This is a genomic window from Paenibacillus auburnensis, from assembly GCF_927798115.1.
Classification (GTDB): domain Bacteria; phylum Bacillota; class Bacilli; order Paenibacillales; family Paenibacillaceae; genus Paenibacillus_AQ; species Paenibacillus_AQ auburnensis.
This window is the reverse complement of the sequence record NZ_CAKMMG010000006.1, coordinates 266,283-281,863: the sequence shown is the minus strand read 5'-3', so window position 1 is coordinate 281,863 and position 15,581 is coordinate 266,283. Positions and strand designations below refer to the sequence as shown.

General features: G+C 53.4%; 13 protein-coding genes. 2 read left to right on the top strand and 11 right to left on the bottom strand.

Translation table 11 applies throughout. The features are described from left to right. Nucleotides 1–26: 26 nt before the first annotated feature. Together L6H70_RS20220 and bcp are read right to left on the bottom strand one after the other, a co-directional pair. The gene (locus tag L6H70_RS20220; protein ID WP_236335880.1) at nucleotides 27–4,307 is read right to left on the bottom strand and encodes a 2-hydroxyacyl-CoA dehydratase; all 4,281 of its coding nucleotides are present in this window, start codon (nucleotides 4,305–4,307) and stop codon (nucleotides 27–29) included. 122 nt (nucleotides 4,308–4,429) lie between these two features. Beyond that, nucleotides 4,430–4,897, bottom strand: a complete 468-nt coding sequence (bcp, locus tag L6H70_RS20215; protein WP_236335879.1) for a thioredoxin-dependent thiol peroxidase — start codon at nucleotides 4,895–4,897, stop codon at nucleotides 4,430–4,432. A gap of 125 nt (nucleotides 4,898–5,022) precedes the next feature. Here bcp and L6H70_RS20210 point away from each other — a divergent pair, with 125 nt between their 5' ends. Continuing rightward, nucleotides 5,023–6,072, top strand: a complete 1,050-nt coding sequence (locus L6H70_RS20210) for an LCP family protein (protein WP_236335878.1) — start codon at nucleotides 5,023–5,025, stop codon at nucleotides 6,070–6,072. Nucleotides 6,073–6,173: 101 nt separating this feature from the next. Then, the gene (locus tag L6H70_RS20205; RefSeq protein WP_236335877.1) at nucleotides 6,174–7,490 is read left to right on the top strand and encodes a glutamate-1-semialdehyde 2,1-aminomutase; all 1,317 of its coding nucleotides are present in this window, start codon (nucleotides 6,174–6,176) and stop codon (nucleotides 7,488–7,490) included. Nucleotides 7,491–7,616: 126 nt separating this feature from the next. Here L6H70_RS20205 and L6H70_RS20200 read toward each other — a convergent pair whose 3' ends face one another. From L6H70_RS20200 to L6H70_RS20160, 9 genes are all read right to left on the bottom strand, one after another. Beyond that, the gene (locus tag L6H70_RS20200) at nucleotides 7,617–8,228 is read right to left on the bottom strand and encodes a hypothetical protein (RefSeq protein WP_236335876.1); all 612 of its coding nucleotides are present in this window, start codon (nucleotides 8,226–8,228) and stop codon (nucleotides 7,617–7,619) included. A gap of 189 nt (nucleotides 8,229–8,417) precedes the next feature. Continuing rightward, nucleotides 8,418–8,981 (bottom strand): peptide deformylase, encoded by a 564-nt coding sequence (def, locus tag L6H70_RS20195; RefSeq protein WP_236335915.1) that lies wholly within the window; start codon nucleotides 8,979–8,981, stop codon nucleotides 8,418–8,420. Between the two features lie 93 nt (nucleotides 8,982–9,074). Beyond that, on the bottom strand, nucleotides 9,075–10,373 hold the full coding sequence (locus L6H70_RS20190; RefSeq protein WP_236335875.1) for a stalk domain-containing protein: 1,299 nt from the start codon (nucleotides 10,371–10,373) through the stop codon (nucleotides 9,075–9,077). 106 nt (nucleotides 10,374–10,479) lie between these two features. Then, complete coding sequence (locus L6H70_RS20185) at nucleotides 10,480–10,770, bottom strand: hypothetical protein (RefSeq protein WP_236335873.1); 291 nt, start codon at nucleotides 10,768–10,770, stop codon at nucleotides 10,480–10,482. 15 nt (nucleotides 10,771–10,785) lie between these two features. Beyond that, complete coding sequence (locus L6H70_RS20180) at nucleotides 10,786–11,670, bottom strand: inositol monophosphatase family protein (protein ID WP_236335872.1); 885 nt, start codon at nucleotides 11,668–11,670, stop codon at nucleotides 10,786–10,788. A gap of 161 nt (nucleotides 11,671–11,831) precedes the next feature. Then, nucleotides 11,832–12,839, bottom strand: a complete 1,008-nt coding sequence (uvsE, locus tag L6H70_RS20175) for a UV DNA damage repair endonuclease UvsE (protein ID WP_236335870.1) — start codon at nucleotides 12,837–12,839, stop codon at nucleotides 11,832–11,834. Beyond that, on the bottom strand, nucleotides 12,836–13,153 hold the full coding sequence (locus L6H70_RS20170; RefSeq protein ID WP_036723794.1) for a hypothetical protein: 318 nt from the start codon (nucleotides 13,151–13,153) through the stop codon (nucleotides 12,836–12,838). Before L6H70_RS20170 ends, uvsE begins: the two co-directional genes overlap by 4 nt. 51 nt (nucleotides 13,154–13,204) lie before the next feature. Continuing rightward, the gene (locus L6H70_RS20165; protein WP_236335869.1) at nucleotides 13,205–14,296 is read right to left on the bottom strand and encodes a D-alanine--D-alanine ligase; all 1,092 of its coding nucleotides are present in this window, start codon (nucleotides 14,294–14,296) and stop codon (nucleotides 13,205–13,207) included. Nucleotides 14,297–14,315: 19 nt separating this feature from the next. Further along, entirely contained in the window at nucleotides 14,316–15,344 is a 1,029-nt protein-coding gene (locus L6H70_RS20160) for an amidase domain-containing protein (RefSeq protein WP_236335868.1), read from the bottom strand. Nucleotides 15,345–15,581: the final 237 nt, after the last annotated feature.

The window sequence follows — 15,581 nt, the reverse complement described above, 5'->3', positions numbered from 1 at the left end:
CCGCTTGCTTATATATGTGCCCAAGACTATACTCCGCTTCCGAAGGTCCCCAGCATCGCCGGCTGTATCAGACTGGCTGCCGCCGGTTTAGCATGCGTGCCGCTTACCAGTTCGCTGGCGATGGACATCATCAGCTTAATCCGGTTTGCCTGATTCACCACACTGACTCCCGCATCGTAGTCAATGGCAGCAATGTTGGCGCCGGGATACAGTTCCTTCAGCCCCTTAATCATGCCACGCCCTGTGATATGGTTCGGCAGGCAGGCGAACGGCTGAATACAGACAATATTATTCACTCCGTTGTCCAGCAGGTCCATCATCTCAGCTGTCAGGAACCAGCCTTCGCCCATCTGATTACCGACAGAGACAAGGCGGCTTGCCTTCTCAGCCAGGCCGTAAATGTTCTCTCTGCTCTTAGCCAGGCCCGCTTCCTCCAGCGCTACTTTGACCGGCTTGCGGTAAATTTCCAGATAAGAGATCAGCATCGGATTAATGTATCCCAGCCTCTTGCTCTTGCCGAATTGCTCCGCCTTGTAGATCGGGTTATAGATGCAATAGAAGATAAAGTCCAGGAAATCCGGCATCACCGCTTCGCCGCCCTCCGCTTCGATCATCTCAATGATCCGGTTGTTGGCGTCCGGGTGGAACTTGATCAGAATTTCGCCGACAATACCGACTTTCGATTTCAAGGCCGAGTGGACCGGCAGACGGCTGAACTCGGCGACAATCCCCCGGATCACCCGTTTGTACTCACGGAACGAGAAGTTCGACAGGCTGCTCTTGCAGCGTTCCATCCCTTTACGGTACAGCAGTTCCGCGCTTCCCGGTATCCGCTCGTACGGTCTGAACCGGTGCAGGAGCCGCATCATCAGATCGCCGTAGCAGGCCGCTGCGACCAGCCGGTTGGCCAGCTTCAGGCTAATGCGGAAGCCGGGCTGATTCTCCATCCCCGAGGCATTCAGGGAGATTACCGGGATTTGCCCCAGATCGGAGTCTTTGAGCGCCTTGCGCAGTAGCGAAATATAGTTGGTAGCCCGGCACCCTCCGCCCGTCTGTGACATGATGACTGCGGTCCGGTTCGGATCATAATCTCCGCTCTTAAGCGCCGACAGAATCTGCCCGATAGTGACTATGGCTGGATAGCAGGCATCATTGTTAACAAATCTGAGGCCTTCCTCCGTCTCCTGCGGCCCGGTGGTTTCCAGCACCTTAAGACGGTATCCGGCATCACGGAAGACGCGTTCGAACAATTCGAAGTGGACAGGGGACATCTGCGGCGCCAGAATCGTATATGTCTCCTTCATTTCCTTGGTAAACGGAACATTGGCCTGGGTTTTATACAGCAGCTGGGGCTGCACATCACTTCTCTCCCGCTCACGCATGGCTGCCTGAAGCGAGCGCAGGCGGATTCGGGCTGCACCGAGATTACTGATCTCATCGATTTTAATCAAGGTGTACACTTTGTTGTGCCGCTCCATAATCTCCTGGACGGCATCACAGGTAATCGCATCTATGCCGCAGCCGAAGGAGGTCAGCTGAACCAGCTCCAGATCGTTTCTGGAAGCCGCCAGTCGCGCGGCCCGGTACATCCGGGCATGGTAGGTCCATTGGTTGACCACTGCGACATCGCCTTCACTGCGGTCCAGATGGCAGACCGAATCCTCGGTCAGTACAGCGAGCCCCATCCCGGTGATCATATCGGCAATCCCATGGTTGATCTCAGGATCGGCGTGATAGGGATGTCCGCAGAGCAGAATCCCTTTCGTGCCTGTGGTGCTCAGGAAATCCAGCGTCTCCTCACCTTTCGTACGCACATCCTTTTTGGCATGCTCCGCTTCGGCCAGTCCCGCCTGTACTGCTGCGAATATTTCTTCCTTCGGAATGTCTGTGAACGTCTTGATCAGCCCTTTGGTCAGGGCAGCAATATCGTCAAAGGTCAGGAACGGGCTGACGAGCGGAACTCCCCCCTCCTTCAGACTATCCATATTGTTGCGGATAACCTCGGGATAGGAAGCGACCACCGGGCAATTAAAATGATTCGTTGCCGCGTCATCCTCCTTCTTTTCGTACACAATTGCCGGATAAAAAATGAAGTCAACACCTTTGCTGACGAGGCTTTGCACATGCCCGTGGGCCATTTTGGCCGGATAGCAAATCGATTCGGAGGGAATGGTATCCATTCCGCTCTCGTAGAGCTTTTTACTGGATTTGGGAGATAGCACAGTCCGGTAGCGCAAGGCGGTAAAGAATGTATGCCAGAACGGATAATTTTCGAACATGTTCATTGTCCGCGGAATCCCGACGGTTCCCCGCTCCGCCTGCTCCTCAGGCAGCCCTTCATAATCAAAAAAGCGCTCATATTTATACTGCATCAGATTAGGCAGTGTGTTCTTCTTCTTTTTGCCGCCCGCCCCCCGCTCACAGCGGTTCCCGGTGACGTGGAAGCTCTTGTCGGGGAAACGGCTAATGGTCAGTGCACAGTTGTTGGCGCACAGGCCGCAGCGGCCCGGGGAAACTTCATAGGTGAATGCATCCAGCTCTTCCGGACCAAGCAGTGTGCTGAATCCGCCGGCGCCGGCATTCTCCTTGGCAATCAGCGCACAGCCGTACGCTCCCATAACACCGGCAATATCCGGTCTTACCACCGTTCTGCCGGTCAGCTGCTCAAATGCCCGTAAAACCGCTTCATTATAGAAGGTCCCGCCCTGGACAATAATATTGCGTCCTAGATCCTCAGGGTTGCGGATTTTGATGACCTTTTGCAGTGCATTCTTAATGACGGAGTAGGCGAGTCCTGCCGACAGGTCGGCCAGGGAGGCGCCTTCCTTCTGAACCTGCTTCACCTTGGAATTCATAAATACAGTACAGCGTGAGCCCAAATTAACCGGCTTGCTCGATTCCAGCGCGGATTTGGCGAATTCCTCAATACCAAGCTCCAGGGCAGAGGCAAAACTCTCCAGAAACGAACCGCAGCCCGCCGAGCAGGCTTCGTTGAGCATCAGACTGTCGATCGCTCCTCCGCGGATTTTGATGCACTTCATATCCTGGCCGCCGATATCGAGAATAAAATCAACCTCCGGCATGAACTTGGAGGCTGCCTTATAATGGGCTACCGTCTCCACTTCCCCGCCGTCCGTGCGCAGTGCAGCCTTAATCAGGCCTTCTCCGTAACCGGTCGCATAGGAGCCGGCAATATAGCAGTCCTGCGGCAGAATCCGGTAGATTTCCTTCAGGGCATCACTAACAGACTGCAGCGGATTTCCCTTATTACTTCCATATGAGGTATACAGAATTTCATCGTCTGCACCTGTGAGCACCAGCTTTGTTGTGGTTGAACCGGCGTCGATTCCGAGATAGCACGGGCCGCTGTAGTCGGCCAGCTCTGCACGGGCAACCGAAGCTTTGACGTGGCGCAGCCGGAAGTCAGCCAAATCCGCAGCCGTTTCGAACAGCGGCGGCAGTTCGGCGTCTTCGGCTCGGTCGGTCTTGAAATCGACCGCGGCAATCCGTGCAATCCAGTCTGCCAGCGGCAGGACGAGCGGCTCCGATTGCGACAGCGCTGAACCAATCGCTACGAAATACTGGGAGCGTTCCGGGAACAGCATCTCGCCCTCCTTAAGTCCCAGCGTCTGTGCAAACCGCTCCCGCAGCGCAGGCAGAAAGGTCAGCGGACCGCCCAAAAAAGCCACCCGGCCACGGATCGGACGCCCGCAGGCCAGACCGCTGATGGTCTGATTCACGATGCTCTGAAAGATCGAGGCGGCGACATCCTCACGCCGCGCCCCTTCATTAAGCAGGGGCTGCACATCACTTTTGGCAAATACGCCGCAGCGCGAAGCGATGGGATAAATCCGCTCATGCTTCTCCGCAAGCGTGTTCAGGCCGGCAGGATCTGTCTGCAGCAGCGAAGCCATCTGATCAATGAAAGCGCCTGTGCCGCCTGCACAGGCGGTGTTCATCCGCTGCTCGATGCCGCCGTTTAAATAAATAATCTTGGCGTCTTCCCCGCCAAGTTCAATTGCCGTATCACACTGCGGGATCAGCTCGCTAATCGCTTTGGTACAGGCAATAACCTCTTGAACAAAGGGGACCCCGCCAAGCTTCGATAAAGACAGGCCCGAGGAACCGCTTACAGTTAATGCTGCTTTCCTATCCGGAAATCTGTCCCGGACATCAGACAGAAGGGATAGGGCAGCTTTTTTTATATCGCTATAGTGTCTAACATAATCTTGATAAACAATTGTATTCCGCTCTATAACAACCAATTTGGCCGTAGTTGATCCGACATCAAGCCCAATACGCATCATCATGCCATCCCCTTGCCATTCCCCAAATTTGAAGTAATATGAGGCAACTATATCATGAGAGCGCCTTAGGAAAGCTGTTAAAAATGTTATAGACATTTAGAAATCATTACCATCATACTTAATTATTTCATGATTTCTTCTACGGCCTTTTCCACATGGCCTTTTACGCGGACTTTTTTCCATTCCGCCGTAAGTATCCCCTGCTCATCGATAAGAAAAGTGGAGCGTACGATGCCCATAAATTCTCTGCCATACAGTTTTTTCAGCTGCCAGACCCCGAACATTTCGCTTACCAGATGATCTTCATCCGACAATAACGGGAACGGCAGACCATTCTTGCTGATGAACTTGGCATGCGAAGCCAGACTGTCCGGGCTGATTCCCAGCACTACGGCCCCCTGGGCGGTGATTTCATCATGGGCGTCACGGAATTCACAGGCCTCCTGGGTACAGGCGGGCGTCATATTTTTCGGATAAAAATAAAGCAGCACCTTGCGTCCGCGGAACTGGCTTAAGCTCATCACCCCGCCTGTTGATGCTGGAAGCGTAAAATCCGGTACCTGCTGCCCAATTTCGATAATATTCGTCATATGTATCCACTCCTTACCTTCTTCATTATAATTTTTCTAAAAAATTTGGCGGAATATTCCGAAATTGCTTGTATTCCTAAAAGAAATTATAATGTAGTCAATGTGAATGCGAAAGGAAGAACGAAATGCCACCAAGAAAGAACCGGCAAACAAAAGCCGGCAAATCAAAGAAGAAACCGCTGCTCTGGACTCTGGCAATTATACTTCTCCTAGTTGTCGGCGGGACGATCTTTTACTTCACCTCTATCTACAACCAGCTGGACAATTTACACAAAACCGGTTCTGCTTCCCCTTTTGCAGCCGTCCCCTCTCCTTCAGCTGAAGCTGTTCAGCCTCCGAAATGGGAAGGTACCGAGCCCGTAAACATCCTCCTCATGGGTGTCGATGCGCGCGGAGTGAAGAAAGGCGAAGTCCCACGCTCGGATACGATGCTGGTTGCCTCTCTTGATCCGGTAAAGAAGAAATTCTATGTATTCTCCATTCTTCGTGATACCTACGTGGATATTCCCGGATATGACAAGGAGCGCATTAATACAGCGATCACCCACGGTCCCAACACGGCGATGCAGACGGTCAGCGACCTGCTCGGTATCCCGATTCAATACTATGTCTACACCGATTTCCAAGGCTTCATTAAGCTAGTGGATGCGGTCGGCGGAATTGATTATGAGGTCGAGAAGGACATGGTTTACAAGACCATAGCCGACGGGCCTGAATACGACATTGATCTCAAACAGGGCTTCCAGCATCTCGACGGTAATATGGCACTGCAATATGTGCGTTTCCGTCATGACGCTACCTCCGATTTCACCCGGACAGAACGCCAGCGCGGCTTCCTGAAAGCCGTAGCGGACAAGGTAATCAGTACCACTTCGATTATCAAGCTGCCAAGCATTCTCTCACAGGTTACCCCGTATATCGATACGAACCTGTCCGTTGACGATATGTGGAAGCTGGCTAGCGTAGGTTATGACAGCTCGATGGGCGGCAGCGAACAGATTCCGCCAATGGAACTGCTGACTGAAGAAAAGACCAGCGGCGGCGCATCTGTCATCGGCATCAGCAGCGAGGATGAGCTTAAGGAGTTCGTACAGGATACCATGACTGCACCCGAGCCAACGGCATCCCCGGAAGCCTCTCCAGAGAGCAGTCCATCAGCCACAAGCGGAAACTAGTGAAGCACTACACCTACTCGGCCTAAGGACGGGCGGACAACGATATCCATCGCTGTTCGCCCGTTCCCTTGCCCTGAGGACAAATGAAAGGATGATCTATTATGAACCGCAGCACATCAGCGCAATTATACGAGGAAGCTCTTCAGCATATTGTCGGGGGCGTCAACAGTCCCTCCCGTTCCTTCAAAGCCGTTGGCGGAGGCGCCCCGGTATTCATGAAACGTGCCGGAGGCTCACGCTTCTGGGATGAGGACGGCAACGAGTACATCGATTACCTCGCGGCATACGGCCCGATTATTACCGGCCATGCCCATCCGCATATCACAGCAGCGATTACGGAAGCTGCACAGAATGGCATCCTCTACGGAACGCCTACCCAGCTTGAAATCAAGCTGGCCAAGATGCTCAAGGAAGCCATCCCTTCGATGGATAAAGTACGCTTCGTCAACTCCGGTACAGAAGCCGTTATGACCACAATCCGTGTAGCCCGCGCTTATACGAAGCGCAGCAAGATCGTTAAATTCGCCGGCTGCTATCACGGACATTCCGATCTGATACTGGTAGCCGCAGGTTCCGGCCCTTCCACTCTCGGCATCCCGGACAGCGCCGGTGTACCGGGCAGCATCGCCCAGGAAGTCATTACGGTTCCGTTCAACGATCTGGACAGCCTCCGCGCGGCACTGGAGAAATGGGGCGAGGATGTTGCCGCAGTCATGGTTGAGCCGATTGTCGGCAATTTCGGCATGGTTATGCCTAAAGCGGGTTTTCTCGAAGGACTGTGCAAGCTGGCGCATGACAACGGCTCTCTCGTCATTTACGACGAGGTGATCACTGCTTTCCGCTTCCACTACGGCTCCACCCAGACCTATGCGGGTCTTGATAATCACGAAGACATCACCCCGGATCTGACTGCGCTTGGCAAAATCATCGGCGGCGGTCTGCCCATCGGTGCTTACGGCGGCCGCAAGCATGTCATGGAGCAGGTCGCTCCGCTGGGACCGGCTTATCAGGCCGGAACCATGGCCGGCAACCCGGCCTCCATCTCGGCCGGAATTGCCTGTCTTGAAGTACTACAAGGCGCAGGGGTGTACGAGGAAATGGAGCGGCTAGCAATCCGCCTGACCGAAGGCCTGCAGGCTTCCGCAGACCGTCACGGCATTCCGCTGACGATCAACCGGATCCGCGGCTCATTCTCTACCCACTTCTGCGCTCATCCGATTACGAACTATGAAGAAGCTCAGGATACGGACGGCGAAATGTTCGCCAGCTTCTTCCGCCATATGCTGGACCGCGGCATCAACCTTGCCCCGTCTAAATATGAGGCCTGGTTCCTGACTACAGCCCATACCGATGCTGATATTGATGCGACACTGGAAGCGGCTGAGGCCTCCTTCCAGGCCATGGCTGCTGAGAAGTAAGCTGTTCCATCAGTAAGACCGCACCTGTTGCCGCTTCATCGGCAGCAATCAAATCAACAGCCCGCTGCAGCTATGCAGCGGGCTGTTGGCGTTGCCTAGCCGATACAACGGGCTCAACTGGCAGCCTTAATAAAAATCGACCTGCTTGTCCAATTTGATTTCAAGCGCCTGGATATTGATGAACTCCTCATTCCCGGGAATCAATGAAAACTCTAGAGCCGTTAGATCGTCAGGTAGAGCCGGCTCAACCCGGAACCGCATTTCAAAGCGTTCTCCCCCGCCACGGCCACTGGTTCTGCGGATGATATACTCTTCCCCGCCAAGAATAATCAGCTGCAGCGCAGGCCTTAAATGGATGTTCCCGGCATTTTCTTTCTGATATTTTACCTCCAGAGTAACAATACTGGCATTTTCATGCTGCATAGCATGGCTGAGGATAAATTCACAGTCTTCACTGACCGTACGCTTCATGATTGGCAGGACTCCAAGGAGCCGTCCGGGATCATCACGGATCTGCCGCATCGGCAAAACGTCATTGAGATTATGCAACAGCGAATTGACCTGATCCTTTGCCATTTCAAACTGTGCAGCCCACTTCTCTACAGTCTCCTGATCCGGAAAAAACCGTTGTCCCCCTGCAAGGATTCTGCGCTGTTTCACCAGTCCGAGAATCTTTTCATCAATCCGCTTCGCCTCATCGTTGTAATCATTCGGTATTGCCCGTACTGTCGTCCACATTCGTTCTGATCCCTCCAATACCCAGTTTAACGGTCACTACAGTTTTATTTGCTATTTGTTCATAGCCAGCAACCATTCTATTATTCACCAAATATTATACCATTCTCCCAAATTTAAGAAATAGTCAGTCAACTAATGGCAGGCTAAAAAACCGCCATCCTTATCCGGACAGCGGCCTCTGCTGATGCGTTATTTACTGTTTAGATCATAGAGGCTGCGGATTTCAACACCCTGCGGCAGCTTGAACGGATTCTCCTGGTTGATCCGGTCGTAGAACATAACGCCGTCCAGATGGTCCATTTCATGCTGGATGATGATCGCCTGATACCCCTTGAATTTCATGACAACCTCCTGGCCGTCCAGGTTATAGCCTTTTACCTTCACCGACTCATAACGTGGTACAAACCCGTGCACCGGGCGGTCAACGGACAGGCAGCCTTCGCTCTCAGGCAGATACACCATCGCCACTGAATGGCTGATGATCTTCGGGTTAACCCAGGCATGCTCCACCGTTTTCCCGTTCTCATCCTTCAGATACATCACGAACATCCGCTGCGTAAGGCCAATCTGGTTGGCGGATAAGCCTACACCGGAGCGAAGTTTATATTTGGCGGAAAGCTCAGCGTCCTGGCTGTTTTTGAGAAACTGCAGCATGCACTGCAGCGCCTCCCGGTCCTGGATTCCCAGGGGCAGCTTTACCGGCTCTGTTACAGTGCGGAGCACGGGGTCGCCTTCCCGCACAATATCATCCATCGTAATGAGATATTCCGCCTTATATTTTGCATTAGACAACGAATTTCATCCACCTTTGCCAATATGGTTAATTATTAATTACAACTATAAAGATTATGGATTTATAAATGCAGTCCGCAGTTTGCTGCTGTAATTCACATCAAAACCAAGTCCGGTAGCGAGCGCAGCGAGCGGCAGATAGGTTTTATCCTCTTTGCCGACTTTTTGCAGAAATGCCGGTGTATCGATCGCCTGATTCACACCATTGACCTTAATAAACTTGGAGCCGATGGTAATGACCACCGTACGACCGCCATATACAATTGTAGCGCTGGAGGTTTTATTGTCCCATTTCCCGTTAGCGCCTACGGCATTCAGAATATCCTTGAGCGCCAAAAAGTTCTGTCCGTTCTTCAGGATCGGCTTATTCGGTGTATTGAGCTCTATACCCTTTACGACAATAGACATTGGTGCAGCAGCGTTAGCAGTTGTCATTGCAGGGACAGCAGGTGTCCGGTACTCGCCCCACACCAGCTCGGCAAAGACCCGGGCAATCTTCTCATACCCCAGCTGGGTTGGATGAAAATCCGCTGCCCCCGCGCCGATAATATGGGTCAGCGAGGCCTCCACTCCCGCGAATTGTGCGGCAACATGGGCGGTCAGCACAGGAGCCTCTGCCTTATTCAGGCTTGCCGTGATGCTATCCACTACTCCGGTAAAGCGCTCCGCAGCGCTCATCAGTGTAGTATAGTTCGCGCCGAGCGCAATTTTGGGAGCAGGCTGATATTGATCAGCCAGCAGAATGGTCGCAGCCGGATTGACAGCACGTATATTCTCCAGCGCAGTCTTCACGTTCGTGCCATAAGCTGCCAAACGCTGTTCCAGCTGAGCATCAAAATCCGCAGTGGCCATTTCCTTGACATTCAGAAAGAGGCTGCTGACATCATTTCCTCCGATTGTAATTGTAATCAGGTCCGCTGCTGCAAGCTCCGTCTTGATTTGCGGCGTCAGCGCGGCAAACTGGCTGATCCGCGGATCACGCAGTCCGGCCTGTATGCCATCCGGGGTAGTGGCCGTACCGTCCTTAATGGCTGCGGTATAATTAAGCAGGCCTGCTGAAGTCAGCCCCAGTATTCCGTAATTGCTCAATGCGCTTCTTCCGTGATACCAGCCTTGTTCCAGCAGTCTTTCAGCATAGCCGTAAGGTTTGGTGTTCGGGTCCGTCATTCCTGGTTCATATCCGGCAGTGACGGAATCCCCCAACGCCACGATGCGAAAGACATCCTGCTCCGCTCCTTGTACTGCCGCCGCATCAGCAGCACTAACTGATCCTGTCAATGTAATAAGAAGCAGCGCGAACAGAAGCATGCCGCTTGTTCCGGCAGCCATAATCTTTTTCCATGCCATCAGCATCGTATCCCTCCTACATTAATATAATTCCATTCTAACATTTGACCCGCCTCCCGCAAAGAAGCGGCTTCCCATTATTTGAGAAACCGCTCCTTTACCAATCAACGATCTATTGTTGTTCATTTCCGGGCTCAGCAGTCTGTCCTTTGGCCTTCTCCTGCTGCGGGTTAAGGCTCTTACCCGAACGCTCCAGATATTTGTCGTAACGGTCATCCAGCTCATAAGCCATCTTGCGGTACCGCAGGGTTTCTTCCACGATAGGATCAAGCATAGTCTGGATCCTGATCTCGTATTTGGGCGAAATCTGGCGGATTTCCTTAGCCTTCCGGTCACCCTGTTCCATTTCGCCTTCCTGCAGCAATTCGCTCAGCTTACGCTCCAAATCATCATTATCGCCCATGCCTTGGCTGCCTCCTTAAGCCTTATGTCCCGTTGCTTCCGCTTCCTTCAGCGCTGAAACCAGGAAATCATGAATATATCCGTTGCTCGCCACTACATGGCGTGTACCAATATCATAAGGACTGCCCAGCGTATCGGTCACTTTGCCTCCGGATTCAAGCACCAGCAGTACACCTGCGGCGCAATCCCATGGGCTTAGGCCGACCTCCCAGTAGCCGTCTACCCGGCCTGCTGCGACATAGGCCAGATGCAGTGCCGCCGATCCTCCGGCGCGGATTCCGCGAACCTGCGGCAGAATATTCTGCAGGCCCGCCATGTTCGCCGGCTGGGCGAAGGTCCGGTCCGGCGGAAAGCCCATAGCGATAAGGCTGCTTCCCGGCTCCGTCTCACTGGACACGGAGGTAGGAATCCCGTGCATGTAAGCCCCTTTGCCCTTCTCGGCGACAAACATCTCGTCACGGATCGGGTCATAAATAACCCCTACAGACAGTTCTCCCTTGATCGCAAGTGCAATGGAAACACAGTAGAAGGGAAAGCCGTGTACGAAATTGGTCGTTCCGTCAATCGGGTCTACAATCCACAGGTATTCATGCTTCCGCCCTTCCTCCAGAGCGGCTGTAACTGCGTCCGCACCCGGCATAACACCCTCTTCACCAAGAATGGCATGGTCGGGATAATGGGTCAGGATCAGCCGCCGGATCATCTGCTCCACACCTTTATCTACTTCAGTAACCAGATCCTGCGCCGACGTCTTGCTGCCCAGTTCCTTCACTTGTCCCTGTCTGCTCTTGATCCATTCCCCCGCCTTGGCCGCAGCGTTGATTGCCGCTGCCGTATACCCCTTGCTCGTTACTACGTAGGGCTCCCGTTCGTTCCGGTTATCAGGATTTAAAGGATTCATCTCTTCACTCCGCTTTCTTGAACTTGATCGCTCTCCCGTGAAACACTTCTATTAAGCGCACTTCCTGCTGCTTAAGTTTCATTCAACGTACCCTATTTCAGAATACTTATCAAGTCAAACCTTGTCTAAGATCTTGTTGCCGGAGATCCGGTTTGTCTTGTCTAGGGTTCAATATTTACACTTGCTCCATCCAGCACTGTAATTCCGTTACCGGCTTCCGCCAGCTCCTTCATGGCATCCATCAGCCCGAACAGTGCACCGTCCTTTAATTTGGCTTCAATCATAACATCGACAGCAGGCGTATCCGCCGCAATCCGCTTCAGAAAAGCAAGCAGTGGCGCAGGCTCAACCCCGTCCGCATGGCTGCGGGGATCAGAGGGGCTGCGGGGGCTGGAGACATGAATTTTGGGCGGAAGCAGTTCACCGGGCCGGACATCCGTCAGGGCAAGCTCACTCTTCCAGGTCTTCATGATATCCGGCCACAGCTCCCAGGGCAGCTCGCCCTCATTGTTGACCCACTGGTGATGAATATCCAGCACCATCGGCAGCCCCAGACTGCGGCTGACTTCCAGCGTCTCGGGCGCGTTGAACGTCTTATCGTCATTCTCGAGCGTCATCCGCTCCTGCAGCCTTGCCGGCAGCGCTGCAAAATTTTCTCTGAACCGCGCCGATGCTGCAGGCTTGTCCCCGTAAGCCCCGCCGATATGGATATTGTTCTTGGCGGTTGCAGCAAGTCCCAGCGCATCCAGCATATCGGTATGATGCTGTAAATCACGGACGGAACTGGCCAGCACCTCGGGGCGGGGCGTACTCAGGACGGTGAAGTGATCCGGGTGAAAGGAAACCCGGAGGCCGTGTTTTTTAATATATTCACCGACCTCAGCAAACTCCTCGGCCAGCGCCGCAAAAGGGTTCCAGTCCTGCAAGTCGGGATGCGTCGCGAGCGGGATCAGCTTGGACGTCAACCGGTACACCTTAATATCCGAGCCGACGTTATGCTTCAAGAGCCGCAGCGTATTATGCAGGTTCATCTTTGCCAGCTGCTCCAGACGCCGCAGCGCAGCTTCGCGGTCACCCAGCTTGTTGAAGCTGGACATGGTCATGGTCTTGGAGGGAGAGCAATCTTTGATGACTGTTGACATGGCCACATAACCGAAGCGGACAATCATCCTTCTTCCCCGAAGAACATTTCATAGGCAAGCGCAGTCTGCACCCGTGACTCTTCCTCATTCAGCTTGCGTACCAGGTCCATCTCAACCGCTGTTACTTCATTGCCCTGAAAATTAATCTCTGCAATCGAGGCGGAAATCTTGACAATCGCCACCGCTACATTCTCAGGGGTGTAGGCAATGACCTTCTGGCCGGTAGGATACACGCGGAAGCCTTGCTTTACCATTTTGGTACGCCCGTACTCCAGCAGTTCGTATAGCTCCTGCTCATTCTTGAATTTGCAGACTGAATTGAATTCCGATTGAAATCCCATAGCTTCGATTCTCCTTCCCGGCCGGATGAAATCCGCCGCTCAGCTTTGATATTATTCGTTGTCGTATTTGAGGCCCTGTCTAAACTGATACCGCTCCAGCGCCAGCTCGATCATGCGGTCCAGCAGCGTCTGGTAGGACACACCGGTTTCGCGCCACAGGAGCGGATACATACTGAAAGGCGTAAAGCCCGGCATCGTATTTACTTCATTGATCAGAATTTTGCCGTCTGATTTGCGCAGGAAGAAGTCTGCCCGTGTAATGCCGCTGCCCTCAATCGCCCGGAAAGCCTGCAGTGCCGCTTCACGCAGGCGGTCGGCGACTTCAGAATCCAGCGGGGCGGGGATCAGCATCTGCGACTTGCCGTCGATATATTTTGCCGCATAGTCATAATATTCTCCAGAAGATACGATTTCACCCGGAACCGAAGCTTCAGGCTCCTCATTCCCCAGAACGGCAACTTCTACCTCACGGGCATCAACAAATTCCTCAATAATAACCTTGGTATCATAACGGAGGGCAAATTCGACAGCCTTAACCAGACTCTCTTTGTCTACAGCTTTGGAAATGCCGACGCTCGAGCCCAGATTGGCCGGCTTGACGAATACCGGATAACCGAGTTTATCCTCCACACCGACGATTAGCTCATGGCTTTTACGCTTCCATGCACCGGCGCTGAAATAGCAATACTCGCATTGCTCCAGTCCCGCTTCGCCGAACAGCTTCTTCATCACAACCTTATCCATCCCTGCGGATGAAGCCAGAACACCTGCACCGATATAAGGGATATTCGCCATTTCAAATAATCCCTGAATCGTACCGTCTTCCCCGTTCGTTCCATGCAGCAGCGGGAACATGACGTCAACCGCCTGCGCGCCCCCGCTTAGCCCGCTGAATACGGCGTTCAGTGCTGTTCCCATATCTCCTGCTGCATCAGAGAGCTTCAGCTGCTCTATCCCGCTATACGGGGCTGTCAGCTTCTCCCCCACTTTCCACAACCCCTGCTTGGAAATATAGAATGGAATAATTTCATATTTATCGTAGTCAAAAGCGTTCATGACTGCAAAAGCCGTCTGCAGCGATACCTCATGCTCTCCGGATTTGCCTCCGTACACCAGTCCTACGGTACATTTCGTATTCCCCATGCCCTAACCTCTTTCTGAATTATAAGTAGTCATTGATATGAAAAAAACGGTAGGCCGTTCTGTCGGTCCATGCATAGGAATCACGGTAATCCCAGTAGCGATGGCGGCTGCTGACGGTCCGGGCATTCACCAGCGGCATACCTTCCGCGTCAAAAGCAGTAACAATGGTACTGTGCTGGTAATGGCCGTTGCCGTCCCAGTCATACTGGATAATATCGCCGAGGCTAAGCTGGTCCGGACGCTCCATGGCTTCAGCGCGAAGACCGCTGCTCCGGTGGCCGCTCAAATAACGCTCTAGGCTGTCCGACACGGCCCAGCTGAAGCTCCACCATTCCTGGGCTCCATTATAGCCTTTGTACCACCAGCCCGTTTCTCTTTTACCAGTATAGTTGATAGGCGCTCCCCCTGCAAAGAGACATTGGGAGACGTAATTCGTGCAATCCACCTCGAAAACCTCAAACTCCGGATTGCCGTCTTTCCACCAGCGGTCGGCATAGGCAGCCGCCTCCTCCCGGCGGTAACGCACCTCTTTTGCGCCGCTGATGCTGCGCTGCACCTTGCGGTTCAGCAGCGGCTGTGACGGACGCGGGTCAGGGAGAACTTCCCCCCATTTGGACATCCGCAGTGCCGGCTCCGTTTCAACCGCTCTTCGCAGGAGGTTCCTCTCGGGCACACTACGCTCAATGTTCACAATATCCCAGTTCTTCCCTGTCCGGACGAAGGTCAGGCGTTCCGATTCAATTTTATCCTCGCGGTGCGTGATTCCGCCCTTCTCATAATAAAACGCGCTGTGCAGGGCTACATCGGCCACAACCTCACCAGAGCTCTGCCGGACGGTCCGCAGTGTGCGGACACCGGTCTCCCCGCGCAGCGGTGTAATTCCCCGGCGGTCATACCACTCCGCAAGGCGGCGGGACCGTTCGCCATGGGCTTTGAGAAACCGGCTGTCCTTGACCGAGTGATGAACCGGCATAATCCCCGGAGCGACCCGCCCCTTATTCTCCTGATCCACATAAACATAGAGACTCTGTTTCCACTCCTGCTCCATTTCACGACCGCCTTTCGCTATTTGGCTGCTGTCCTATGTATATGAGCGAAGCTCTGCAGCTATACAGCCGGAAACAGGCAGGAACTGGGATTGGGCACGGACTCCCTGCAGCAGTGTTTAATTCGGGTGGAAAATAGCCCCTTCTTCAATCCTCCTTCTATTTCCATATGACGGAAAAGCCTGTGTGGAACGGCCCGCAGCAGGGGAAAACTAGGCCGAATAATCCGCAAAAAAAAC

Bases quoted from the DNA above. Each gene is read 5' to 3' on its own strand.
- L6H70_RS20220 (WP_236335880.1), bottom strand. From the start codon at position 4,307: ATGATGCGTATTGGGCTTGATGTCGGATCAACTACGGCCAAATTGGTT.
- bcp (WP_236335879.1), bottom strand. From the start codon at position 4,897: ATGACGAATATTATCGAAATTGGGCAGCAGGTACCGGATTTTACGCTT.
- L6H70_RS20210 (WP_236335878.1), top strand. From the start codon at position 5,023: ATGCCACCAAGAAAGAACCGGCAAACAAAAGCCGGCAAATCAAAGAAG.
- L6H70_RS20205 (WP_236335877.1), top strand. From the start codon at position 6,174: ATGAACCGCAGCACATCAGCGCAATTATACGAGGAAGCTCTTCAGCAT.
- L6H70_RS20200 (WP_236335876.1), bottom strand. From the start codon at position 8,228: ATGTGGACGACAGTACGGGCAATACCGAATGATTACAACGATGAGGCG.
- def (WP_236335915.1), bottom strand. From the start codon at position 8,981: ATGGATGATATTGTGCGGGAAGGCGACCCCGTGCTCCGCACTGTAACA.
- L6H70_RS20190 (WP_236335875.1), bottom strand. From the start codon at position 10,373: ATGCTGATGGCATGGAAAAAGATTATGGCTGCCGGAACAAGCGGCATG.
- L6H70_RS20185 (WP_236335873.1), bottom strand. From the start codon at position 10,770: ATGGGCGATAATGATGATTTGGAGCGTAAGCTGAGCGAATTGCTGCAG.
- L6H70_RS20180 (WP_236335872.1), bottom strand. From the start codon at position 11,670: ATGAATCCTTTAAATCCTGATAACCGGAACGAACGGGAGCCCTACGTA.
- uvsE (WP_236335870.1), bottom strand. From the start codon at position 12,839: ATGATTGTCCGCTTCGGTTATGTGGCCATGTCAACAGTCATCAAAGAT.
- L6H70_RS20170 (WP_036723794.1), bottom strand. From the start codon at position 13,153: ATGGGATTTCAATCGGAATTCAATTCAGTCTGCAAATTCAAGAATGAG.
- L6H70_RS20165 (WP_236335869.1), bottom strand. From the start codon at position 14,296: ATGGGGAATACGAAATGTACCGTAGGACTGGTGTACGGAGGCAAATCC.
- L6H70_RS20160 (WP_236335868.1), bottom strand. From the start codon at position 15,344: ATGGAGCAGGAGTGGAAACAGAGTCTCTATGTTTATGTGGATCAGGAG.